Genomic DNA, 20,757 nt, shown 5'->3' with positions numbered 1-20,757 from the left:
CTCCCCGTCGGGGAGAGGTGAGTCCATCAGCAGCCGCGGCAGATGCTCTTGATCTTCTTGTCGAGCGCCTGGTTTTCCTTGCTGAGCGGATCGTTCGGATCGCTCACATTCTTCTCGCTCGGCACGTCAGCCGCGCGGGGCTGGCGGTGACCGACCGGTGCCGGCAACACCGAGCCGGAGGATGCTCCGCCGGATGTCGCCCCTTTGGAGCCGCCGGTCTGTGCGACCGCCGCGCCGCCAAGCAAGACCACGAGCGATGCTGCCACCATGATCTTCTTCATTTCCGCTTCTCCATTCTCAAGCAGCGCGCGCCCCGTCACCGCTCAGGTCTCGGGCGGATAGAGATGAACGTCGCCGCAATAGTCGACGATACGATAGCGCGTTTCGGCTCCCGCTTCACGTGCATCCGTTGCGGTATTTTGTTCCGCCAACACATAGTTGGGTCCCACCGGCGATTTCCCGGCGCCGCCGGGAATGTCGATGACATAGTCTGGCTGGCATAGACCTGACACCCGCCCGCGCAGCTGCCGCATCAGGTCCTGCCCCTCGGCCAGCGTCGTCCGCAGATGCGCCGTGCCCGGCGCGAGATCGCCGTGATGCAGATAGTACGGCTTGATTCGGCATTCGACGAAAGCTCGCATCAAATCCGACAGAGCGGCGATGGTGTCATTGACCCCGCGCAAAAGCACGGATTGGCTCACCAGCGGAACTCCGGAATCGACCAGCCGCGCGCAGGCGGTGCGCGCCGGCCCCGTCAGTTCGCGCGCGTGGTTGGCATGCACGGCCACCCAGGTGGTCGCCCCCTCGACCTTGAGCGCCGCGACCATCTCGTCGCTGATGCGCGCGGGATCGGCTACCGGCACGCGGGTATGAAGGCGGATGATCTTGACGTGATCGATGCCGGCAAGATCGGTCATGATCTCGCTCATCCGCCGCGGCGACAGCATGAGCGGATCGCCGCCCGTCAGGATCACTTCCCAGATCTCGCCATGCGAACGGATGTATTCGATCGCCGCGCGATAGGCCCCGTCCGACAGCGCGTTGTCCTTGCCGGGCCCTACCATCTCGCGGCGGAAGCAGAAGCGGCAATAGACCGCGCAGACATGAACGAGCTTGAACAGGACGCGATCGGGATAGCGGTGTACGATCCCCGGAACCGGCGAGTGCGGATGATCGCCGATCGGATCGGCGCTTTCGCCCGGCTGCATCTCCAACTCGTTTGCACTCGGAACGAATTGCCGCGCGATGGGATCGTCCGGGTCGGACGTATCGATCAGTTCGACCAGCGCCGGCGTGATGGCCACCGCATAGCGCGCGGCAACACGTTCGAGCGCGGGGAGCGCTGCTGCGGGCGACAGACCTTCGGCGACGAGCTCGGCCGGCTCGCGCAAAGTGCGTGCAAGGTTCGTTTTCGTCATGCCTCTCAAGACGCTTCATTTGCCGGTGGCGTCCAAACCACCTGATCAATTCGCGATGCACCGCTCGCCAGCATCACCAGCCGGTCGAAGCCGAGTGCGACGCCGCTCGCCTCCGGCATTGCGGCGACCGCGGCCAAAAAGTCCTCGTCCAGCGGATAGGCTTCGCCGTAGCGGCGCTGCTTCTCCGCCATCGATTCCGTGAAGCGCTTACGCTGCTCCTCGGCATCGGTCAGTTCGCCAAAGCCGTTGGCGAGCTCGACGCCGCACGCATAGACCTCGAAGCGCTCCGCAACCCTGGGATCTTCAGCCTTCACTCGTGCCAGGGCAGCCTCTGGAGATGGGTATTCGAACAGAATGGTCAAACGCCCCTGCCCCAGATGCGGCTCGACATGCTCGACCAGAACTTTGCTGAAGATGTCCGACCAGGTGTCGTCCTCGGCCACACGGATCTTGCTGGCCGCCGCCTCGGCGAGTGCGGCACGGTTACCCCTGTTGCCCGAGATTGTCGACAGCAGGTCGATGCCGGCAAACCGTTCGAAGGCGCCCGAGACCGTCAGCAGTTCCGGCTCGGAGAAGGGATCAGCGGTCCGGCCGCGGAAGGAAAAGGTCCCGATCCCGGTCGCCTGCGCCGCACGGGCGATCACGACGACGCAATCGGCCATGATGGCGTCATACGGGGCGCCTGCCCGATACCACTCCAGCATGGTGAATTCGGGCAGATGCAGATCACCGCGCTCACGGTCGCGGAACACCCGGGCGAGCTCGAAAATCCGCGTCTCGCCCGCCGCCAGCAGCTTCTTGCAGGCGAATTCCGGCGAGGTCCGCAAATATCGGCTGGCTCGGCTGCCGTCCGGCCGCATGATCTCGGTCCGGGGGGCATGCAGATGGGTCTCGTTGCCCGGGGAGACCTGCAGGACGGAGGTTTCGACCTCCACGAACCCCTGCTCGGCGAAAAACCCCCGAAGCGCCCCGGTAATGGCCCCTCTGGCCTGAAGGAAAGGCCGCCGGTCGAGGTGGCGGCTTGGCGACCAAAACGGTGAGATGGGCTTGTCCCCAGCCATTAGCCGGCCGCCCCCGCCCTGAGCAAAAGGCTGGCATCCAACGGCAAAATCAGTATGTTGCGGCCCGAAACGGGTGCCGAGGTCCGATTTGAGGCCCCAACTCCCCCATCGATTTGACCACGTCCTGGCCCCAGCCGGGCCAAGCAAGCAGGAAATATAGCTTTGAGAGTCATCGCCAGTTCTATTCGCAAGGGCAACGTGATCGAGCAAGACGGCAAGCTTTACGTCGTCGTGAGCGCCGAGAACATCCATCCCGGCAAGGGCACCCCGGTCAGTCAGATCGAAATGCGCCGAATCTCGGACGGGGTAAAGATCTCCGAGCGCTACAAGACCACCGACCAAGTCGAAAAGGCCACGATCGAAGAGCGCAACTACACCTTCCTGTATGAAGATGGCGACGGCTTCCACTTCATGAACCCCGAGACCTACGACCAGGTCCAGGTCTCCAAGGACGTCGTTGGCGACGCGGCCTCCTATCTTCAACCGGACATGACCGTCAAGCTGTCGATGCATGACGTCAACGTGGTGTCGATTGCGCTGCCGCAGCGCGTGACCCTGGAAGTGGTCGAGACCGAACCCGTGACCAAGGGCCAGACCGCCTCCTCGTCCTACAAGCCCGCGATCTTGTCCAACGGCGTGCGCACCACGGTGCCGCCGCACATCGCCGTCGGCACCCGCATCGTGGTGATGACCGAAGACGGCTCCTACTCAGAGCGCGCCAAGGACTAGCAGAGCGCGGTGCAATCGGAACAGGTGCCGCCGGGGGGCGAGACAGTGGTTGGGAAGGGTTTCCGCTTCGTCTCGCTGCTTCTGGCGTCGCTCTCGCTGCCCATTGCCGCTCCGCTCGCCGCGGACGAATTCCGCAGCCCCTCGCTCACGGCCCTGCGCGTCGATTGGCGCGCAGCGCTGGACCAGCTCCGCACCGAGATCAACAGCCGCCCCCGCGTCGCAGACGATTTCATCTTCGCGCCACGCCGTACGGTGCCGCGCTATGATCCCCGCGCCACCCCCGCCCTGGTGCAGCTCAACGCGGTTTCCTCACGATTCTTCGCCGGCATCACCCGCAGTCCCGTGCCTGTGCTGCTGCCGTTCGATGCCGCCGGGTACCTCGATGCGCAACGCAACGGTGCGCCGGCGACGCTCGCATTGTCGCGCTACCAGGCGGACTTCAATCCCGTCGACATGTTCGATGCCGGCCCCGCCGGCTACAGTGCAACCTTTTCGTTGGATCCCGGCGCCGGTGACGGCATGCCGGGCCGCGTGTTCGCGAGGCCGGTCGAGGTCCAGATCACGGGTTCGGCGCTGGTCTACGACATCGCCGATCCCGCCGGCGGCAAGGGCGAGCCAGTCAAGCCGCTCGCGACGATCTTTCCGGACCTCCGCAGATTCATCCGGGAGGGCTATGTACGCTACGCTTTCACCCGTTTCGGCGCCGCCTATGTCGTGTCGATCCAGTGCCTCGACAGCGTCGCCAAGCCGAGACGGCTCGCCTGCAAGGAAGCCTATCCAGTCGCCGAGCGCTTCCTGAAGGCCCTGCGTGTCGCCGGCGGGCAACGGATGCGGCCGCTAATGGACGTCGCCTCCAACGTCATCGATCGCCCCACGGCTCGCTCGCCCGACTTCAGCTATCGGCCGAGCGGCGATATCATCCCGAATACGGGCTACCGCAAGCAAGGCGGCCATGCCGACGTGATGGCCTATGCACAGATCCGCTTTCCGCTCGAGAAGGCGCCCGCCTTTGTGCGTTCGCAATCCTACAGCAAGCGCGACAAGAGCGAGGGCCCGACCGCCTATCCCTGGCGCGACAATTTTTGCGAGTCCCGCAGCTTCGAGGTCTGGCAGTGCGCCGGCGGCTACGGCCATCAGGGCGAGGACATTCGCGCCGCCAACTGCCCGCCCGGCGAGGACGCCGAATCCTGCGACCCCAAGCGGCGCGCCGTCGTTGCCGTGCGCGATGCCATCGTGATCCGCGCGGCCAAGGACCAGGCCGCGACGCTTCAAGTCAACAGCCGCACCGAGCACATCCGTTTCCGCTACATGCACATGAACCCGCATGCGATGAACGCCGATGGTCTCGTCAACGGCCGCATCGTCACCGAAGGCGAGAAGATCGGCGTCGTCTCGAACTATCTCGACCGTCCCGCCGGCACCTCGATGCACCTGCATTTCGACGTACAGGTGTTCACCCGCGATGGCTGGATCTGGGTCAGCCCCTACGTCACCCTGGTCTCGGCCTATGAGCGCCTGATCCGCGCCCGTGGCCGCGAGATCGGCCCGGAGATGGCAGTCACGGCGCAGCCGGTGGCACACGCGCTGCCGAACGACGTTGTCAAGCCGGACCTGCGCGAGGGATCGAGCGGCGACGACAATTGACGGCTTGCTCGTTCCGAGGCTGAACGGTGCAAGAGCTGCTGTCACCCACGCCGCCGGATCGAACGAACAAAGGACAGGGTTGATGAGCCTCGGACTGATCGGTCTTTTCGACGACATCGCGGCGATCGCAAAGGTGGCAGCAGCCTCGCTCGACGATGTGGCGAGCCAGGCTGCCAAGGCGGGCACAAAGGCGGCTGGCGTGGTCATCGATGACGCGGCCGTCACGCCGAACTACGTCATCGGTTTTGCCTCGAAACGCGAACTGCCGATCGTCGGCAAGATTGCGGCCGGATCGCTGCGCAATAAGTTGCTGATCCTGCTCCCCGTTGCCCTGTTGCTTGGATATTTCCTTCCCGCCGCAGTCACCCCGCTGCTCATGCTGGGGGGAGCGTTTCTTTGCTACGAGGGTGCCGAGAAGGTGCTCGAAGCCGTGATGCCGCATCATGCGCACCACCACGAAGCTCAGCTCCAGCCGATCGCGTTGAATGCCCGGTCGGTGGAGGACGAGAAGGTCGCGAGCGCCATCAAGACCGACTTCATCCTGTCGGCGGAGATCATGGCGATCACACTGGCGGCCCTCCCGGCGGGCAGCATCTGGACGCAGGCAATGGTGCTGGCGTTGGTCGGCATATTCATCACAGTCGGAGTCTACGGCGTGGTGGCCCTGATCGTGAAGGCGGACGATGTCGGCATGGCCCTCGCCCGCTATGACGGCGCCTCGATCATCGGCGGCGCGATCCGCTTGCTTGGACGCGCGCTCGTCCGCGGTATGCCCGTCTTCCTTGCGGTGCTGAGCACCATCGGCACCGCCGCCATGATCTGGGTCGGCGGCGGCATCATTCTGCATGGCATCGAAAAATACGGCCCACCCGTGGTCGGCCGCATGGTCCATGCCGCAACCGAGGCCGCGGCACATGCCCTTCCATCCGTTGCCGGCATCATCGAATGGTCGGTCGAGGCGGCCATCTCAGGCTTGCTTGGACTGCTTGTCGGCGCACTTGCGATTCCGGTCGTCCAATACGGTCTCTCTCCGGCCTGGAAACGGTTGAGGCGATCGCCACAGGCCTGAAAACGGCCGTCGTCGCGGAAGCGCGTACCAGCTAATCGAGGAGCGTCGTCAGCTGCGCGCCCTCATCCGCCACGAACACGGCGATCAGCTCTGCCGGCTCGGTCGCGCTGGCGTTGGCGGAGACCAGATGCGTCGAGCCCGGCGGTTCGAAGAAGGACTGGCCGACCCCAAACGTCTCGACCGGACCGCCGCCGAGCTGGGACCGGATCTCGCCCTTGGTGATGTAGGCGGTGACGGATCCGGAGTGACGATGCGGACGCGAAAATCCGCCCGGACCGTAGAACACGCGCACGATGGTGACGCGCTTGCCCGGCACGTTCGGCAATGCGTAGGAGCCGATCGGCTCGACCTTGTCGAGGGGCGAACTCTCAGCAGCCGTGGCGCACAGCGGCGCCAGTACGCCTGAGACGGTGTCCATCGTCACCGGCAATACTTTGCCAATCGCCAGCGCGCAGGCGAGCCCTGCGACGACCGCGAGTGCCGTCGAACGTGACACCGGGCGCTGCGCAACGGCTAAACTCATTGTTGTCATGCTGACCTCCCCGCGTTGCAATCAGGATGCCGCAGCATTCGCCGCGGCCGGCCGCTTGGCCGGCGTCCAGCGATACGCCGCGCCGAACCGGTTCCAGACATTGATCGAGGCGACCGCCGAGGTCAGGTAGGTCAGCTCGGTTTCAGAGAACTCGCGCGTCGCCTCCGAATAGAGCTCCTCGCTGACGCCACCAGGCAGCAGCGTCAAGGCCTCCGCCCAAGCCAGCGCCGCGCGCTCGCGCGCGGAAAAGATCGGCGCCTCGCGCCAGACCGCGACCAGATGGAGCTTGTCGGCGGGAACGCCGATCCGCTCCGACAGCAGGACGTGGTGCTGCACGCAGAAGGCGCAGCCGTTGATTTGCGAAGCGCGCAGCTTGACGAGTTCGATGAGCTGCTTGTCGAGGCCGGCCTTGGTTGCAAGCTGACCGAACGCCAGCACCAGATCATAGACGTCCGGCGCGATCTTCTTGAAATCCTCGTATTCGCTGCGGGCGTGTGACATTGCCGTTCACCTCGTCTTATTGTATGAATGCTTACATCTTATAAGAGCTCTTATATGTCACGCAAGTCCGCAACCGCCGCAAGACCCAAAACCGAATACAAGGCGACCGCACCCGTCGGCGACGTGCGTGTACCCGCGCCCGGAGAAGGCAAGCGTGGCGAGCAAGGTTATCTCGGCTATCTCCTGCGCCAGGCCCATGCCGCGGTCCGCCTGACGATGGAACGGGCGCTCGGCGATCTCGGCGTGACATCGCCGCAATTCGCGGTGCTGACCATGCTCAACGCATATCCGGGCCTATCAGGCGCCGACGTCGCCCGCCTCACCTTCCTGACGCCCCAGACCGTCGGCGTCATCATCCGCAATCTCGAACGCGATGGCGCAATTCTGATGACGCCCCATCCGGTCCACGGCCGCATCCAGCAATGGACGTTGACGCCACGCGGCGCGACGCTGCTGAAAGCCTGCCGCGAGCGTGTGATCGCGCTCGAGAAGCGACTTGCGAGGGGGTTGGATGGCAAAGCGGAAACAACAATCCGGCGCTGGCTCGCCGGAATTGCGACTGATTTACAGCAGGACCAGGTGGATTGACGTTCGTCTCGAGCGAAGGCCTACCCGTCCTTCAACGCGTCCTTGACGGCGCCGGCGGGCCAGGTCTCGCCCGCGGCGATCACCCGCACGCGGGTTCGATCCGTGGCATTGACCAGCACGTGCGAAGTCACCCGGTCGCGGCTCGGCTCCAGGTGCAGATCGGTTTCGGGCTTCCAGCTCAGCGTGGTCGCCAGATCGCCCGGAAAAATCTGCCAGCGCGATCCGTCGTCGAGCTCGACGACATGGCTTTCCGCATGCGCTCGTATCTTCATTCCACCTCGAATTCTCGATGAAGGAGCTGCGCGCGGAAGGGCCCCGGCGCTCCGGCCGGGACCCTGCTCGCTCAGTCGTTGTCGTGATGAATCACGGTCTTTTCGCGATTGCCGAATTCATCTTCCTTCTTGATCACCGTGGTGCGGTCGGCGGGCTCGCGCTCCCGAATGACCGTGGTGCGATCCCGATCGCGGTCTCGCTCGCGATATTCATGGGACTGACCAACCGTCACGCCCGCACCCACCGGGCCGACGTGAACTCCGACCTCGTCCGCGAACGCAGGCGCGGCGATGGCCGTCACCATGGCAGCGGCAAACAGATATTTCCTCATCACTCCTCCTCTTCCTGATGCGAGGGGAATGCGGGACTGCGACAGTTTGTTCCGACGAATTGGCCGATCCATGGACCCGGAAATTCGACGCGCGGTTGTTCCGGGAACCGACTCACACGGGCCATGTTTCGGGCTAGAATGTGCCCATGAAGCAAACTGATTCCTCACTCTGTTGCACGCGCCGCACCCTGCTCCAATCGACGTTCGGTGCGGCTGCCGTACTCACGCTTCCGACACACGTCCTCGCCGCACCTCCGGGCTTCGACGAATGGCGCGAAGCCTTTCGCTCACGCGCCCTGGCCAAAGGCATTTCCGCCGCGACCTGGCAGCGCGCGATGGCGCGGGTCGAACCCGACATGAGCGTGTTCAAGCAGATGCGCAGCCAGCCGGAATTTCACGAGCAGGTCTGGCAGTACATCAACCGCCGCGTCTCCGACTGGCGCATCATCAACGGCAAGATCGCCCTGAAGAACAACGAGGCGCTGCTCGCGCGCATCGAGCGCGAGTTCGGCGTCGAGCGTGGCACGCTGCTGGCGCTGTGGGGCGTCGAGTCCGCCTATGGCGATCCGCTGGTGCAGCAGAACCACATGAGGCCCATATTTCCATCACTGGCCGCACTTGCCTGGAACGAGCCGCGCCGCAAGGCCTATTGGGAGACCGAGCTGATCAACGCGCTGCGCATCGTCGACAAGGGCTGGAGCACGCCGGAGCAGATGCAGGGATCCTGGGCCGGCGCGATGGGGCATTCGCAATGGATGCCGGAAGTCTGGCTCAATGTCGGCATCGACTATGACGGCGACGGCAAAGTGTCCCCCTTCGGCAAGCCCGACGATGCGCTGGGCTCGACCGCCAAATATCTCGTCAATCGCGGCAAATGGCATCGCGGCGAGCATTGGGGCTATGAGGTGCGCGCGGCCGGCAACATCAGCGGCAGCCGAACCTATGCGGCATGGCAGGCGGCCGGCGTCACCCGCGCCGACGGCCAGCCGTTTCCCCAGCCGAACGCCTCCGCGCAGATGTGGACGCCGGTCGCGGGAGGGCCGACCTTCTTGTTGGGACCGAACTTCTACTCGGTGAAGAGCTACAATCCCTCGATGAACTATGCGCTGGCGATCTGCCATCTCGGCGACCGCTGCCTCGGCGCGCCGCCTTTCATTCAGCCCTTCCCCGGCTCCGAGCGCGCGCTGACGCTCGCCGAGGTGCAGGAGATGCAGACGCGCCTGACGAAGGCCGGCTTCGACACCGGCGGCACCGATGGCCGCGTCGGCAACGACACCATGAAGGCGGTCAAGGATTTTCAGCAGCGCGCCGGGATCACGCCGGCGGACGGCTATGGCGGGTTGAAGGTGCTGGCCAAGCTGCGGCAGGGGTCGTAGGCGACCTCAATGCCGGTACTGCGGCTCCTCCGCATCGAGCTGCCTGCGGATCGCGGCGAGATGCAGCCGTGCGGATTCGCTATCGCCCTCACGCATCTGCCTGTAGGTTTCGGCCGCAACGGCGGGATCGACCGGCAGCACTTTTCGTCCCGTCGACATCGCCAGCACCTGCACCTCGGCGGCACGTTCGAGATAGTAGAGATCGTCCCAGGCCTCCGCGATGGTCGGTGCCAGCACCATCACGCCGTGATGCTTCATGAAGATGATGTCGGCATCGCCGACGGCGGACGCGATGCGCCCCCCTTCCTGGTTGTCCAGCGCGAGGCCGTTGTAGTCGCGGTCGACGGCGGTGCGGCCATAGAACTTCAGCGCGGTCTGGCCGGCCCAGATCAGCGGCTCGCCTTCGGTCATCGACAGCGCGGTGGCATTGGGCATGTGGGTGTGGAAGGCGACTTTCGCGCGCGGCAGGCGCTTGTGCATCTCGGCATGGATGTAGAAGGCGGTCGCCTCGGGCACACCCTCGCCGTCGAGCACGTTGCCGTGGAAGTCGCAGATCAGGAGCCTGGACGCGGTCAGCTCGCGAAAGGCGTAGCCGTAGGGGTTGACGAGGAACAGATCGTCATGGCCGGGCACGACGGCCGAGAAGTGGTTGCAGATGCCTTCTTCAAAGCCATTGCGCGCCGCCATGCGGAAACAGGCGGCGAGGTCCTCGCGTGCAGTGCGGATCGCATCGGTGGCGAGATCCGGCCGGTTCGACCGGAATGGCGCTGATGCGGGTGAGGAAGCGTGAAGGCTGTGCGCCATGGCGAAGGACACCTCTGTTGGTCGAGAGCTGCCCCTCGTTGTACAGGCGCTGCGCCTGCGCGTCAGCCCCTGCGCGTGCCGCCCTGCCCTGCGCGGCTCAGGCCCGCCGCAGCACGCCGCCCGCGTTCATGCCACCGTCGATGACGAGTTCGCTGCCGGTGAGGTAGCGCGAGGCATCGGAGGCAAGATACAGCACGCCGGAGGCGATCTCCGCCGCCTGGCCGGCGCGGCCGAGCGGCGTGACGACCTTCGCCCGCTCCTCCGGATCGATCGGCGCGTTCTGGCCGGCGCCGGTCGCGCCCGTCGGGATCTTGCCCCAGATCGGCGTATCGATGATGCCGGGATGAACCGAGTTGACGCGGATGCCGTCGCCCGCCGCAGCGCATTCCATCGCGATCGACTTGGCGAACAACCGCACGCCGCCCTTGGTCGCCGAATAGGCCGACAACCCGGGCGAACCGCGCAGGCCCGCCAGCGACGACATCATGATGATCGAACCGCCACCATGCTTGCGCATCAGGGGCAGGCAATGCTTGACCGAGAGAAACACGCCGTCGAGGTTGATCGCGTTCTGCTTGCGCCAGTCGGCAAGCGTCATGTCCACGATCGAAGGCACGGCAATGCCGATGCCGGCGTTGGAGACCATGATGTCGAGCCGGCCGTAGCGCTTGGCGACTTCGGTGACGATCTCGATCCAGCGCTCCTCGCTGGTGACGTCCTGCTCAAGGAAGATCGCCTTGCCGCCGGCTTTCGTCACGCGCTTGGCGAGTTCGGGGCCGCGCAACTCATCGATGTCGGTGATGACGACGGTCGCGCCCTCGCGCGCGAACAGCTCGACGATGGCTTCACCGATACCCGAGGCCCCGCCCGTCACCAGCGCGACCTTGCCTTCAACCTGCCCTGCCATGTTTCACTCCCTTTTTTTGTTGTTTGAAGCAGCGGCTATCTAATCACGGATGGCCCCTGGTCCGGTAGCGCGACGTCGATGACGCGGAATTGCACGCGTTCTGTGCCCTGATAGCGATCGACCGCGAGCGAGCCCGCGACATGCAGTTGCTGGCCGCGATTGGCGAGCAGCGCGTTTCCGAGCTTCTGGCCGACCGAGCGGAATGCGATGCCGTTGACGATGGCGCCGTCGCCCGACTTGAAACGCAGACGCAGATGCGCCTGCCCGACTTCGTCGGCAAAGACCAGCTGGTGCGCCGGCAGCGCCAGCACGGCTTCCGGATTGCCGCTCCCGAAAGGACCGGCGCGGTTCAGCGTCGCCGCAAGCTCGGTCGTCACCGCGCGTGCGGAGACCGCGCCGTCGATATAGAGCTCGTTGACGTGGCGGGCCTCGGCGACGTCCTGCGCCAGCGCGTTCTCGAGATAAGCGCGGAATTCGGCGAGCTTTTCTTTCCGCAGGGTCACGCCGGCGGCCATCGCGTGACCGCCGCCCTTGAGCAGAATCCCGTCGGCCACCGCCTGCCGCACCGCCTTGCCGAGATCGACGCCGGCGATCGAGCGCCCTGAGCCGGTGCCGATGCCACCAGGCTCGAGAGCAATGGCGAATGCCGGCCGCGAGAACTTCTCTTTCAGGCGGGAGGCGACGAGGCCGACGACGCCGGGATGCCAGCCTTCGGACGCCGTGACGATGACGCCGAGCTTGTCCTCGAGCCCGATCGAGGCCAGCGCCTCGGCTTCGGCCTGGGCTTCGGCGGCCTGCTCGATGACGCGGCGCTCGCTGTTGAGACGGTCGAGCTCGGCCGCGATCCGCGCGGCCTCGACGCTATCGCCCTCCAACAGCAGCCGCACGCCGAGATCGGCGCGGCCGATGCGGCCGCCGGCATTGATGCGCGGCCCCAGCATGAAGCCGAGATGCCAGGCCTCCGGCGGGCCGTTGAGCCGTGCCACGTCCATCAGCGCGGTATGGCCGACATGGTCGCGACGCCGCATCGCGATCAGCCCCTTGGCAACGAAGGCGCGGTTGAGGCCAACCAGCGGGGCAACATCGGCAACGGTGCCGAGCGCGACGTGATGCAGCATGCCGAGCAGATCGGGCTCGGGCATCTCGGCGCTCCAGAACCCGCGCTGGCGCAACTCGCGATTGACCGCCACCAGCGTAACCAGCACGAGGCCGACGGCGGCGAGATGGCCAAGGCCGGAGAGATCGTCGAGCCGGTTCGGATTGACCAGCGCATCGACCTCCGGCAGCTCCGTGCCGGCCTGGTGGTGGTCGATCACGACCACGGACATGCCGAGCCGTTTCGCTTCAGCCAGCGGCTCGATGCTGGTGGTGCCGCAATCGACGGTGACGAGCAGCGTCGCACCCTTGGCCGCGAGCCCGCGCACCGCGTCGACGTTGGGGCCATAGCCCTCGAAGATGCGGTCGGGAATGTGGATCAGCGGATCGAGTCCGCAATGGCGCAGGTGCCAGGCCAGCAACGCCGCAGAGGTCGCGCCGTCGACGTCGTAGTCGCCGAAGATCGCGACCTTCTCCCCCTTTGTCGCGGCATCCGCGATCCGTTTGGCCGCCGCTTCCATCTCCGTGACCGTGAACGGGTCCGGCAGAAGCTTGCGGATGGTCGGATCGAGGAAGTCGGCAACAGCGTCGATATCGACGCCGCGGCCCGCCAGCACGCGCGCCAGCAGCTCCGGGAGCTGGTGCCGTTGCACGATGGCAAGCGCCTTGGCCGCCCCGCGCGCATCGAGCCGGTCGAGCCAGAGCTTGTCGGTGAGCGAGCGCGCGACACCTAGGAACGCTCGGGGCGCTTCGACGGGCAAGGCGGTGGCGGGCGGCGTCATGATTCGAGAGCGATCTTTGGGAACTCGGGACCCCGGACGAACACGCAGGGCGTCCGGTCACTGGCCGATTGGCCGGGAATCCGCCGAGCTTTGCAACGGCGGCGGTCCACAAAGCGGTGGATGGCTGCCCGGCAGGGCTCAGTGACTATCATTTGGGCACCCGGCCGAATAGCAAATTAAGCAGGCGTTAGGCGGAATCTTCGAAAAAGACTCGTATTCGATCTGTAATTTGTCAGTTCCGGGTTCGTTGCAGATCAGACCTCATTGCCAAGGGAAGTCCCCGATGTCTGCTGCGCTGGGTCTGAAAGCCAAGCCGATCGCCACAGAACCCGCCGACGATGATTCCGACATCTCCGCGCTGATCAACCGCCTGACCGCGGAGGTCAACCAGATCGCGGTCGACAAGACCAAGTCGATCCAGCAGATCACCAACCAGATGAAGATGCTGGCGCTGAACGCGCTGATCGAGAGCTCGCGCGCCGGCGCGCAAGGCGCCGGCTTTGCGGTGGTGGCCCAGGAGGTGCGCGGCGTCGGACAGCAGGTCGAGACCATCGCACGCGAGCTCGAAAGCCAGCTGACGAAGCGCACCGGCGATCTCGTCTCCTCGATCGAGCGCATGAGCCAGCGTTCGCGCGGCGAGCGCATGATGGACCTGTCGCTGAACGCGATCGAGCTGATCGACCGCAACCTCTATGAACGCACCTGCGACGTGCGCTGGTGGGCGACCGATTCCGCCGTGGTCGATTGCGCGGCCTCCCCCAGTGCGGCGGCCGTCTCGCACGCCTCGCAGCGCCTCGGCGTGATCCTCGGAGCCTACACCGTTTATCTCGACCTCTGGCTCTGCGACCTCGACGGCAACGTCATCGCCAACGGCCGTGCCGACCGCTTTCGCGTCGTCGGTCAGAACATCGCCCACACAAAATGGTTTCGCGACGCGCACAGCCTGCGCTCCGGTGACGACTACGTCGCCGGCGACGTCGAGAACCAGCCGCTGCTCGGCAACGCGCAGGTCGCGACCTATTGCGCCAGCGTCCGCGCCGGCGGCCAGGCCAACGGCGCCCCGATCGGCGTGCTCGCCATCCATTTCGACTGGGAGCCGCAGGCCCGTGCCATCGTGCAGGGCGTGCGCATCGGCGACAGCGACAGGGCCCGCGTGCTGCTGGTCGATTCCAACCTGCGCGTCATCGCAGCGTCCGACGGCCAGGGCATCCTCAGCGAACGCCTCTCGATCTCGCTGAACGGCCAGCGCTCCGGCTTCTATCACGACCGCAACGGCTCGCTGGTCGCCTTTCATGCAACGCCGGGTTACGAGACCTATCGGGGCCTCGGCTGGTACGGGGTGATCATCTGCGGTGCCTGAGGCGCCTCGCAAGATCGGACGGGTAGCCCGCTCTCAACAAGATTTCGCGAAAACAACCCCATGCACAGTAGCCAAGGGGTTGTCTTCCCTGGTTGTTTTTGCACGCGCCAAAATTCTTGGACACGTCGGGCAAAACAGGAGCAACCTGCCAAGGGCGCCATCGCGGCACATTTGTTCTTGCAACGACCGTCTCGATAAAAATGCCTTCGGGCGCGGCGATCTAGCACACACTCTCCACAACGGCAGCCCGACACATCCTTGCTCTCGCTCTTGTGTTGGGGAACAATGCCCGGCAATGAAAGAGCCCTACCGTGGGCTCTCGAGCTTTTTCTTGCGGGGCAACGAGCTTGAGCGAACAAATGCATCCGGCAGCGCCCCATCACCTGCCGTTCTTCGTGCCTGGACCTGACGGCTCGGACGCCCTGATGGTCGTCATGGCCATTTTCCTCATTGCCGTCGTGTTGTGGGTGGGTACGCTCTATTGGAAGCTGCACAGCCTTCCGGAGCGGATGGCGCACAAATCGCAGAAGCTGCAATTCGAGCTTGTCGCCGTGCTCGGACTCATCTCGCTGTTCACACACATGCACATCTTCTGGATCGCAGGCCTCCTTCTCGCGATGATCGATCTGCCGGACTTCTCCACGCCGCTGCGCACCATCGCCGGCTCGGTGGAGCGGATCGCCGATGCAGCGCCGCAGACCCGGCAACCGGCAACCGAAGCCGAGCTGTCCGGCAATTCCGGCACCAAGAATGCGCCGCACGAGGGAGTTCAAGGTCATGCTTGAACTCCTGCTCTGCTCGCTCGTGACGATCCTCCCGGACTACCTCTATCGGCGCTATCGGCAGGGTAAGCGGTTCGGCAAGGAGATAACGCTCTTCTCGGTCTGGTACGAGCTGAGGTGGGGCATCACCAGTTGCCTGATGCTGACCATCGCGCTGATCACCATGATCTTCTACTATCATCCTTCGACCAGTTCGGCGACGCTCTACTTCCGCACCGTGCCGATCCTGCCCGAAGTCGCCGGCCGCGTCGCCGAGGTCAACGTCGATTACAGCGCGCCCGTCAAGAAAGGCGACGTGCTCTTCCGGCTGGACAGCGCCAAGCAGCAGGCGGCACTCGAGACGGCAAAACGAAAGGTCGCCGAGGTCGATGCCTCACTGATCAGCGCGCGGGCCGATGTGGTCAAGGCGGACGCCCAAATCGGAGAAGCGAAGGCGGCCTGGCAGCAAGCGAGGGACGAGCTCGACACCAAGAGCGAATTGCAGCGGCGCAATCCCGGAATCGTGCCGCAGCGCGACATCGAAAAACTCCAGGTCATCGTCGATCAGCGGCAGGCGGGCGTCGATGCCGCCAGTGCCGCCAGGGAGGCTTCGACCCTGCGAATCTCGACGCTTCTGCCCGCCGAGAAGGCGAGTGCCGAGGCGGCCATGGCAGAGGCGCAAGTGGACCTCGACAAGACCTCAATTCGAGCCGGCATCGATGGACGCGTGGAGCAATTCCTTCTGCGTACCGGCGATGTCGTCAATCAGATGATGAGGCCGGCTGGCGTCTTGATTCCGGATGGCGCTGGCCGGCGCTCATTGCAGGCTGGCTTCGGCCAGATCGAAGCCCAGGTCATACGACCTGGCATGCTTGCAGAGGCGACTTGCATCTCGAAGCCCTGGGTCATCATTCCGCTCGTGGTCACTGGCGTGCAGGACTACATCGCCGCCGGACAATTCCGCTCGGGCGAACAGCTCATTGATCCGCAAAATCTGCGGCAGCCGGGCACGATCCTGGCATTTCTGGAGCCGCTCTATAAGGGCGGGCTCGAGGGCGTCACGCCAGGATCGGCCTGCATGGTCAACGCCTATACGAGCAACCATGATGCGATTGCGGACCCCAAGACCGGCGCACTCAAGGGATTTGCCCTGCATGTGGTCGATGCGACGGGACTCGTGCATGCCCTTCTGTTGCGCATTCAAGCCCTGCTGCTGCCGGTCAAGACACTGGTGCTGAGCGGCCACTGATCCCGGAGATTCAGAATAGGCTCAGGATCGTGTCGGGCCTATGCGCTCGCAACATGGCTCGCGAGCCTCTAGCGTCGTCGGGCGAAAGTCACCGTCGGTTCACCGAGGACGTTTTGCGGCAGCCGCCATCTCCGCCGCCAGCAGCAGCGCGGCACGGCTCGCGCCGATCGATGCGACGCCCTGCCCTGCGATGTCGTAGGCGGTGCCGTGCGCGGGCGTGCAGATCGGGAACGGAAAGCCGCCGAGCAAGGTCACGCCGCGATCGAAGCCCATCAGCTTCATCGCGATCTGGCCCTGGTCGTGATACATCGTCAGCACCGCATCGAAGGCGCCGGCCTTGGCCCGCAGGAACACGGTGTCGGCCGGAAACGGTCCCTCTGCGGCGATGCCCTCGCGCTGGCCTGCCGCCACACCGGGCGCAATGATGTCGATTTCCTCGCGGCCGAAATTTCCGCCGTCGCCGGCATGCGGATTGAGCCCCGCAACCGCGATGCGGGGGCGCGCAAAGCCGGCATTGCGCATGCAGGCATCGGTCAGCGTCAGCGCACGGTGGATGCGTTCGCTGGACAGCTTCGCGGCGACGTCCCTGAGCGAGATGTGAGAGGTGACGCGTGCGTTCCAGAGCCGGTCCAGCACGTTGAACTCGCTCGCGGCGGTCTTGAGGCCGACCACCTCGGCCGAAAACGCGATCTCGTCGTCATATTCGGCGCGGGCGAGCCGCATCGCCTGCTTGTTGAAGGGCGTAAAGCAGACGGCATCGACGCGGCCGTCCCGGCCGAGCTCGAGCGCACGCCGATAGTTCGCCAGTGCGAACCTGCCACCGGCAAGCGTCGCGGTTTTTGGCTCGACCTCTCTGGGATCAAGGTGGCGGAGATCGAGAAACAGCGCATCGCCCTGAGCTGCGCGCGGGTCGGCTCCTTGCTCCACCATCGTCAAGTCCGCCTTGACGCCGGCGACACGCGCACCCTCGTCGAAGATGCGGCGGTCACCGATGACGACGAGCCGGCAGCTCGCGCGGATGTCGTCCCGCACCACCAGCTTCGCCGTCAGCTCCGGACTGATGCCGGCGGGATCTCCCATTGCCAATGCAATGAGCGGCTTTGCGGTCATATGATCACCTTTTCCTGGGTGGTCGGGTCAGCCGCGGGAGATGCCGGCTTACGCCAGAGCCGCGCAAGCTGCAGCACGAGCGGAAGCAGCAACAGCGCGATGCCGGCGACGATCAGGCATGTCACCAGCTTGTTCGCAAAGAAGATCCCCAGGGATCCCTTCGAGATCAGCATCGACTGCCGGAACGCATCCTCGGCCTTGTCGCCGATGACGATTGCGAGCACGAGCGGCGCCAGCGGATAGAACAGCTTCTTGAAGAGATAACCGACGACACCGAAACCGAGCATCATGATGACGTCGAGATAGGAGTTCGACACCGAATAGGCGCCGACGACGCAGATGATCACGATCAGTGGCGCGATCACCACGAAGGGAATGCGCATCAAGGCGGCGAAAACCGGCACGGTGAGCAGCACCAGCACGACGGCGACGATGTTGCCGACATACATCGAGGCGATCAGGCCCCAGACGAAATCCTTCTGGTCGACGAACAGCATCGGCCCGGGATTGAGACCCCAGATCATCAGCCCGCCCATCATGACCGCCGCGGTGGCCGAGCCGGGAATGCCGAGCGACAGCATCGGCAACAGCGCGCTGGTGCCGGCTGCGTGGTCGGCCGTCTCGGGCGAGATGATGCCTTCAACCTCGCCGGTGCCGAAATATTGGCCACGGCGCGAGAAGCGGCGGGCGATGCCATAGCTCATGAAGGAGGCCGCGGTCGGGCCGCCCGGCGTGATCCCCATCCAGCAGCCGATCGCGGCGCTGCGCAGCAAGGCAAGGCCGTGCCACGGCAGGCGGCCAACGGCGCGAAACACCTCGCGCCAATCGATCTTCGAGGAGACCGCGCGGGCATGAAATTCCTCCTCGACGGCGACCAGCAGCTCGCCGATGCCGAACAGACCCATCACGGCGACGACGAAGCTCACGCCCTTGACCAGCTCATCGACGCCCATGGTCAGGCGCACGCTGCCGGACACCGTGTCGATGCCGATGGCCGCGATGGCAAAGCCGATCGCCAGCGCCACGACGGTCTTGATCGGCGCCGAGCCTCCCATGCCGACGAAGCTGGCGAAGGCGAGGAAATAGACCGCAAAATACTCGGCCGGCCCGAAGGCGAGCGCAACCTGCGCCACCCAGGATGCGAGGAACGTGATCAGGATGACGCCGATCAGCGCGCCGATCGCCGCCGAGCCGAAGGCGGTCGCGAGCGCCGTGGTCGGCCGGCCGTCGCGCGCCATGGGGTAACCGTCGAAGGTGGTCGCGACCGACGACGGTTCGCCCGGAATGTTGAACAGGATCGAGGTCACGGAGCCGCCGAACAGCGCGCCCCAATACATGCTGGAGAGCAGGATGATCGCCGACACCGGCTGCATGCCGAAGGTGAGCGGCAACAGCAGCGATACCCCGTTCGGCGCGCCCAGTCCCGGCAGCACGCCGACGAGAATGCCGAGCAGCACACCGACCACCATCAGCAGCAGATGCGGGACGGTGACCGCGATGGTGAAGCCGTGGAGGAGCTCTGAGAGATTATCCATCGACCTCTCCGTCAGAACCCGAACGCGGCGGCAAGCGCACCGTGCGGCAGACTGACCTGGAACATGCGCTCGAACACGACATAGAGCGCAAGCGCCGTTGCCCCCGCCATGGCGAGCGCACGCGGCACGGATTGGTGACGCGGGATGGCCAGCACCGTGAAGATGTAGAGCGCGGAAGCGACGTACATCCCGGCCAGCGGAATCGCCGCCACGAAGACCGCAGCCGGCACGAACAGACCGGCCAGCCGGCGCAGCTCGATGGACGTGATGGCAATGGGGACGTTGGCCAATGTGGCGGCCGGCAGCGCGCCACGCACCAGGTTGTAAAGGCTCCCGACCACCACGATGATCCCCGTCAGGAACGGAAACGTGCCGGCCTCTACACCTGCGCTCGACCAGCCGATGCCGTTGTCCAGGCTGGAGACAATGACGGCGACACCGAAGCTGCCGGTGAGGATGGCGGTGGCCAACTCAAGCGCGCGGCGGGAGATCATGGAGGGCTCCACTCAAGACCCGTAATAACGTGGCCGATCATGACACACACCGCTTCCCCGCACTCGGCAGGGACGACAGCGGAGTTTGTGGCGCGGTCCTGTCCAATCGGCCACCGCCTACGCTACCGCCCCGCCTCACTTGACGAGCCAGCCCTGCTCGCCTGCGACCTGCCTGATGTGCTCGAGGTCCTCCTTGATGAACTTGTCGAGCTCGGCGCCGGTCAGGAAGGTGTCGACCTGGGAGGTCTTCTCGATATAGTCCTTCCACTCGGGCGTGGCCTGCACCTTCTTCATCAGGTCGACATAGAATGCCGCCTGGTCCGGCGTGACCTTGCCCGGCAGCCACACGGTGCGCGGCTGCTCATATTGCTTGATGTCGAGGCCCTGCTCGATGCAGGTCGGAACGTCGCTCCAGCCTTCGCTCGCGGTGACCTTTGGCCCCTGCGGCAGTCGCTTCGGACTGAAGACACAGAGCGGCCGCTGCGTGCCGCCCCGCCATTGCCCAAGACTCTCGCTGGGATTGTTGACGTGGGAATCGAGATGCCCGCCCGCGAGTTGCACGGCGGTCTCGGCGCCGCTCTTGAACGGGATATAGGTCAGCTTGACCTTGCCGGCCTTCTCGATCATGCGGGTCAGGACCTCGTCGGTGTCCTTCGATTGCGCGCCGCCCATCTTGAACTCGCCCGCGGCAGCGGCTTTCAGATAATCGCCCGCCGTCTTGTACGGCGAGTCCTGCTTGACCCATAGCAGGAACTCGTCCTGCGCCATCGCCGCGATCGGGGTGAGATCGGTGTAGTTGAAGGCGACCTTGGAGACGAGCGGCTGCTGCCAGGCGTTCGAGGTGCCGAAGATCACCTTGTGGGGATCGCCGGCGGAGGCCTTGCCGTAGACATAGCCTTCCGCGCCGCTGCCGCCGCCTTTGTTGACGACGACGATCGGCTGCTCCGTCAGCTTGTGCTTGGTGATGATGTTCTGCACCGCGCGGGCGAGATTGTCGGTGCCGCCGCCGGGCCCGGCCGTGGCCACGAACTCGATCGGCTTTTGCGGTTGCCAGGCGCTGAGCGCCGGAGCCGCGCCGGCTAGCACGCATACGGCTGCGGAAAGCAGAAGTGTTGACGTCCGACCCATGATTTCCTCC

At 65.1% G+C, this 20,757-nt stretch carries 22 protein-coding genes; 8 read left to right on the top strand and 14 right to left on the bottom strand.

Translation table 11 applies throughout. From position 1 onward, the window contains the following. Positions 1-26: 26 nt before the first annotated feature. From ACFDR6_RS11265 to epmA, 3 genes are read right to left on the bottom strand one after another with little or no spacing between them, the layout of a single operon-like run. Entirely contained in the window at positions 27-281 is a 255-nt protein-coding gene (locus ACFDR6_RS11265) for a hypothetical protein (protein ID WP_212085456.1), read from the bottom strand. A 42-nt stretch (positions 282-323) separates the two neighbouring features. Then, on the bottom strand, positions 324-1,418 hold the full coding sequence (locus ACFDR6_RS11260) for a lysine-2,3-aminomutase-like protein (protein WP_375858281.1): 1,095 nt from the start codon (positions 1,416-1,418) through the stop codon (positions 324-326). Between the two features lie 5 nt (positions 1,419-1,423). After that, positions 1,424-2,479 (bottom strand): EF-P lysine aminoacylase EpmA, encoded by a 1,056-nt coding sequence (epmA, locus tag ACFDR6_RS11255; RefSeq protein WP_375858563.1) that lies wholly within the window; start codon positions 2,477-2,479, stop codon positions 1,424-1,426. Between the two features lie 162 nt (positions 2,480-2,641). Here epmA and efp point away from each other — a divergent pair, with 162 nt between their 5' ends. The 3 genes from efp to ACFDR6_RS11240 all read left to right on the top strand — a co-directional run bounded on the left by efp (position 2,642) and on the right by ACFDR6_RS11240 (position 5,921). After that, positions 2,642-3,208, top strand: coding sequence for an elongation factor P (gene efp, locus ACFDR6_RS11250; protein WP_212085466.1), 567 nt, complete (start codon positions 2,642-2,644; stop codon positions 3,206-3,208). Between the two features lie 24 nt (positions 3,209-3,232). Continuing rightward, complete coding sequence (locus ACFDR6_RS11245) at positions 3,233-4,852, top strand: M23 family peptidase (RefSeq protein ID WP_375858562.1); 1,620 nt, start codon at positions 3,233-3,235, stop codon at positions 4,850-4,852. 82 nt (positions 4,853-4,934) lie between these two features. Continuing rightward, complete coding sequence (locus ACFDR6_RS11240; protein ID WP_375858280.1) at positions 4,935-5,921, top strand: DUF808 domain-containing protein; 987 nt, start codon at positions 4,935-4,937, stop codon at positions 5,919-5,921. Positions 5,922-5,952: 31 nt separating this feature from the next. Here the strand turns inward: ACFDR6_RS11240 and ACFDR6_RS11235 are convergent, their stop codons facing one another. After that, a complete protein-coding gene (locus tag ACFDR6_RS11235) occupies positions 5,953-6,453 on the bottom strand; it encodes a cupin domain-containing protein (RefSeq protein WP_375858279.1) in 501 nt (166 codons plus the stop codon). 21 nt (positions 6,454-6,474) lie between these two features. Continuing rightward, positions 6,475-6,954 (bottom strand): carboxymuconolactone decarboxylase family protein, encoded by a 480-nt coding sequence (locus ACFDR6_RS11230; protein WP_375858278.1) that lies wholly within the window; start codon positions 6,952-6,954, stop codon positions 6,475-6,477. 54 nt (positions 6,955-7,008) lie between these two features. Between ACFDR6_RS11230 and ACFDR6_RS11225 the strand changes: the two genes are divergently transcribed. Further along, on the top strand, positions 7,009-7,542 hold the full coding sequence (locus tag ACFDR6_RS11225) for a MarR family winged helix-turn-helix transcriptional regulator (RefSeq protein WP_375858277.1): 534 nt from the start codon (positions 7,009-7,011) through the stop codon (positions 7,540-7,542). Positions 7,543-7,562: 20 nt separating this feature from the next. Here ACFDR6_RS11225 and ACFDR6_RS11220 read toward each other — a convergent pair whose 3' ends face one another. Beyond that, on the bottom strand, positions 7,563-7,814 hold the full coding sequence (locus tag ACFDR6_RS11220; RefSeq protein ID WP_212085481.1) for a hypothetical protein: 252 nt from the start codon (positions 7,812-7,814) through the stop codon (positions 7,563-7,565). Between the two features lie 71 nt (positions 7,815-7,885). Continuing rightward, entirely contained in the window at positions 7,886-8,146 is a 261-nt protein-coding gene (locus ACFDR6_RS11215) for a hypothetical protein (protein ID WP_212085483.1), read from the bottom strand. 146 nt (positions 8,147-8,292) lie between these two features. Between ACFDR6_RS11215 and ACFDR6_RS11210 the strand changes: the two genes are divergently transcribed. After that, positions 8,293-9,522 carry a lytic murein transglycosylase gene (locus ACFDR6_RS11210; RefSeq protein ID WP_317239625.1) on the top strand — a complete coding sequence of 410 codons (1,230 nt, stop codon included), beginning with the start codon at positions 8,293-8,295 and terminating at the stop codon, positions 9,520-9,522. A 6-nt stretch (positions 9,523-9,528) separates the two neighbouring features. Here ACFDR6_RS11210 and ACFDR6_RS11205 read toward each other — a convergent pair whose 3' ends face one another. The 3 genes from ACFDR6_RS11205 to recJ form a co-directional block, all read right to left on the bottom strand. Continuing rightward, on the bottom strand, positions 9,529-10,326 hold the full coding sequence (locus ACFDR6_RS11205) for an aldolase (protein WP_375858276.1): 798 nt from the start codon (positions 10,324-10,326) through the stop codon (positions 9,529-9,531). 97 nt (positions 10,327-10,423) lie between these two features. Then, complete coding sequence (locus tag ACFDR6_RS11200; protein ID WP_317239627.1) at positions 10,424-11,233, bottom strand: SDR family NAD(P)-dependent oxidoreductase; 810 nt, start codon at positions 11,231-11,233, stop codon at positions 10,424-10,426. Positions 11,234-11,268: 35 nt separating this feature from the next. Next, positions 11,269-13,110: a single-stranded-DNA-specific exonuclease RecJ gene (recJ, locus tag ACFDR6_RS11195; RefSeq protein ID WP_317239628.1), complete on the bottom strand. Its 1,842-nt coding sequence runs from the start codon at positions 13,108-13,110 to the stop codon at positions 11,269-11,271. Positions 13,111-13,393: 283 nt separating this feature from the next. Between recJ and ACFDR6_RS11190 the strand changes: the two genes are divergently transcribed. From ACFDR6_RS11190 to ACFDR6_RS11180, 3 genes are all read left to right on the top strand, one after another. Beyond that, positions 13,394-14,470, top strand: coding sequence for a methyl-accepting chemotaxis protein (locus tag ACFDR6_RS11190; protein ID WP_212085493.1), 1,077 nt, complete (start codon positions 13,394-13,396; stop codon positions 14,468-14,470). 347 nt (positions 14,471-14,817) lie between these two features. Beyond that, on the top strand, positions 14,818-15,255 hold the full coding sequence (locus ACFDR6_RS11185; protein WP_249153272.1) for a hypothetical protein: 438 nt from the start codon (positions 14,818-14,820) through the stop codon (positions 15,253-15,255). After that, positions 15,248-16,480 carry an HlyD family secretion protein gene (locus tag ACFDR6_RS11180; RefSeq protein ID WP_212085495.1) on the top strand — a complete coding sequence of 411 codons (1,233 nt, stop codon included), beginning with the start codon at positions 15,248-15,250 and terminating at the stop codon, positions 16,478-16,480. Before ACFDR6_RS11185 ends, ACFDR6_RS11180 begins: the two co-directional genes overlap by 8 nt. Positions 16,481-16,579: 99 nt before the next feature. On the opposite strand, the gene ACFDR6_RS11175 is transcribed toward ACFDR6_RS11180, so the two are convergent. From ACFDR6_RS11175 to ACFDR6_RS11160, 4 genes are all read right to left on the bottom strand, one after another. Beyond that, complete coding sequence (locus tag ACFDR6_RS11175; protein ID WP_375858275.1) at positions 16,580-17,590, bottom strand: 4-hydroxythreonine-4-phosphate dehydrogenase PdxA; 1,011 nt, start codon at positions 17,588-17,590, stop codon at positions 16,580-16,582. Beyond that, positions 17,587-19,125: a tripartite tricarboxylate transporter permease gene (locus ACFDR6_RS11170; RefSeq protein WP_317239630.1), complete on the bottom strand. Its 1,539-nt coding sequence runs from the start codon at positions 19,123-19,125 to the stop codon at positions 17,587-17,589. The genes ACFDR6_RS11175 and ACFDR6_RS11170 overlap by 4 nt, the downstream gene beginning before the upstream one ends. An 11-nt stretch (positions 19,126-19,136) precedes the next feature. Beyond that, positions 19,137-19,619 (bottom strand): tripartite tricarboxylate transporter TctB family protein, encoded by a 483-nt coding sequence (locus ACFDR6_RS11165; protein ID WP_375847734.1) that lies wholly within the window; start codon positions 19,617-19,619, stop codon positions 19,137-19,139. Positions 19,620-19,754: 135 nt separating this feature from the next. Further along, on the bottom strand, positions 19,755-20,747 hold the full coding sequence (locus ACFDR6_RS11160; protein WP_212085502.1) for a Bug family tripartite tricarboxylate transporter substrate binding protein: 993 nt from the start codon (positions 20,745-20,747) through the stop codon (positions 19,755-19,757). Between the last annotated feature and the right edge of the window lie 10 nt (positions 20,748-20,757).

It is taken from the genome of Bradyrhizobium tunisiense, assembly GCF_042263385.1.
Taxonomy (GTDB): domain Bacteria; phylum Pseudomonadota; class Alphaproteobacteria; order Rhizobiales; family Xanthobacteraceae; genus Bradyrhizobium; species Bradyrhizobium tunisiense.
This window is presented reverse-complemented; position numbering and strand designations above follow the sequence as displayed.

Excerpts from the sequence above, each read along its gene's own strand:
- epmA (WP_375858563.1), bottom strand. The coding sequence starts at position 2,479 with ATGGCTGGGGACAAGCCCATCTCACCGTTTTGGTCGCCAAGCCGCCAC.
- ACFDR6_RS11160 (WP_212085502.1), bottom strand. The coding sequence starts at position 20,747 with ATGGGTCGGACGTCAACACTTCTGCTTTCCGCAGCCGTATGCGTGCTA.
- ACFDR6_RS11240 (WP_375858280.1), top strand. The coding sequence starts at position 4,935 with ATGAGCCTCGGACTGATCGGTCTTTTCGACGACATCGCGGCGATCGCA.
- ACFDR6_RS11200 (WP_317239627.1), bottom strand. The coding sequence starts at position 11,233 with ATGGCAGGGCAGGTTGAAGGCAAGGTCGCGCTGGTGACGGGCGGGGCC.
- ACFDR6_RS11170 (WP_317239630.1), bottom strand. The coding sequence starts at position 19,125 with ATGGATAATCTCTCAGAGCTCCTCCACGGCTTCACCATCGCGGTCACC.
- ACFDR6_RS11215 (WP_212085483.1), bottom strand. The coding sequence starts at position 8,146 with ATGAGGAAATATCTGTTTGCCGCTGCCATGGTGACGGCCATCGCCGCG.
- ACFDR6_RS11260 (WP_375858281.1), bottom strand. The coding sequence starts at position 1,418 with ATGACGAAAACGAACCTTGCACGCACTTTGCGCGAGCCGGCCGAGCTC.
- ACFDR6_RS11230 (WP_375858278.1), bottom strand. The coding sequence starts at position 6,954 with ATGTCACACGCCCGCAGCGAATACGAGGATTTCAAGAAGATCGCGCCG.
- ACFDR6_RS11235 (WP_375858279.1), bottom strand. The coding sequence starts at position 6,453 with ATGACAACAATGAGTTTAGCCGTTGCGCAGCGCCCGGTGTCACGTTCG.
- ACFDR6_RS11225 (WP_375858277.1), top strand. The coding sequence starts at position 7,009 with ATGTCACGCAAGTCCGCAACCGCCGCAAGACCCAAAACCGAATACAAG.
- ACFDR6_RS11190 (WP_212085493.1), top strand. The coding sequence starts at position 13,394 with ATGTCTGCTGCGCTGGGTCTGAAAGCCAAGCCGATCGCCACAGAACCC.
- ACFDR6_RS11180 (WP_212085495.1), top strand. The coding sequence starts at position 15,248 with ATGCTTGAACTCCTGCTCTGCTCGCTCGTGACGATCCTCCCGGACTAC.
- recJ (WP_317239628.1), bottom strand. The coding sequence starts at position 13,110 with ATGACGCCGCCCGCCACCGCCTTGCCCGTCGAAGCGCCCCGAGCGTTC.
- ACFDR6_RS11265 (WP_212085456.1), bottom strand. The coding sequence starts at position 281 with ATGAAGAAGATCATGGTGGCAGCATCGCTCGTGGTCTTGCTTGGCGGC.
- ACFDR6_RS11210 (WP_317239625.1), top strand. The coding sequence starts at position 8,293 with ATGAAGCAAACTGATTCCTCACTCTGTTGCACGCGCCGCACCCTGCTC.
- ACFDR6_RS11175 (WP_375858275.1), bottom strand. The coding sequence starts at position 17,590 with ATGACCGCAAAGCCGCTCATTGCATTGGCAATGGGAGATCCCGCCGGC.
- ACFDR6_RS11165 (WP_375847734.1), bottom strand. The coding sequence starts at position 19,619 with ATGATCTCCCGCCGCGCGCTTGAGTTGGCCACCGCCATCCTCACCGGC.
- ACFDR6_RS11220 (WP_212085481.1), bottom strand. The coding sequence starts at position 7,814 with ATGAAGATACGAGCGCATGCGGAAAGCCATGTCGTCGAGCTCGACGAC.
- ACFDR6_RS11205 (WP_375858276.1), bottom strand. The coding sequence starts at position 10,326 with ATGGCGCACAGCCTTCACGCTTCCTCACCCGCATCAGCGCCATTCCGG.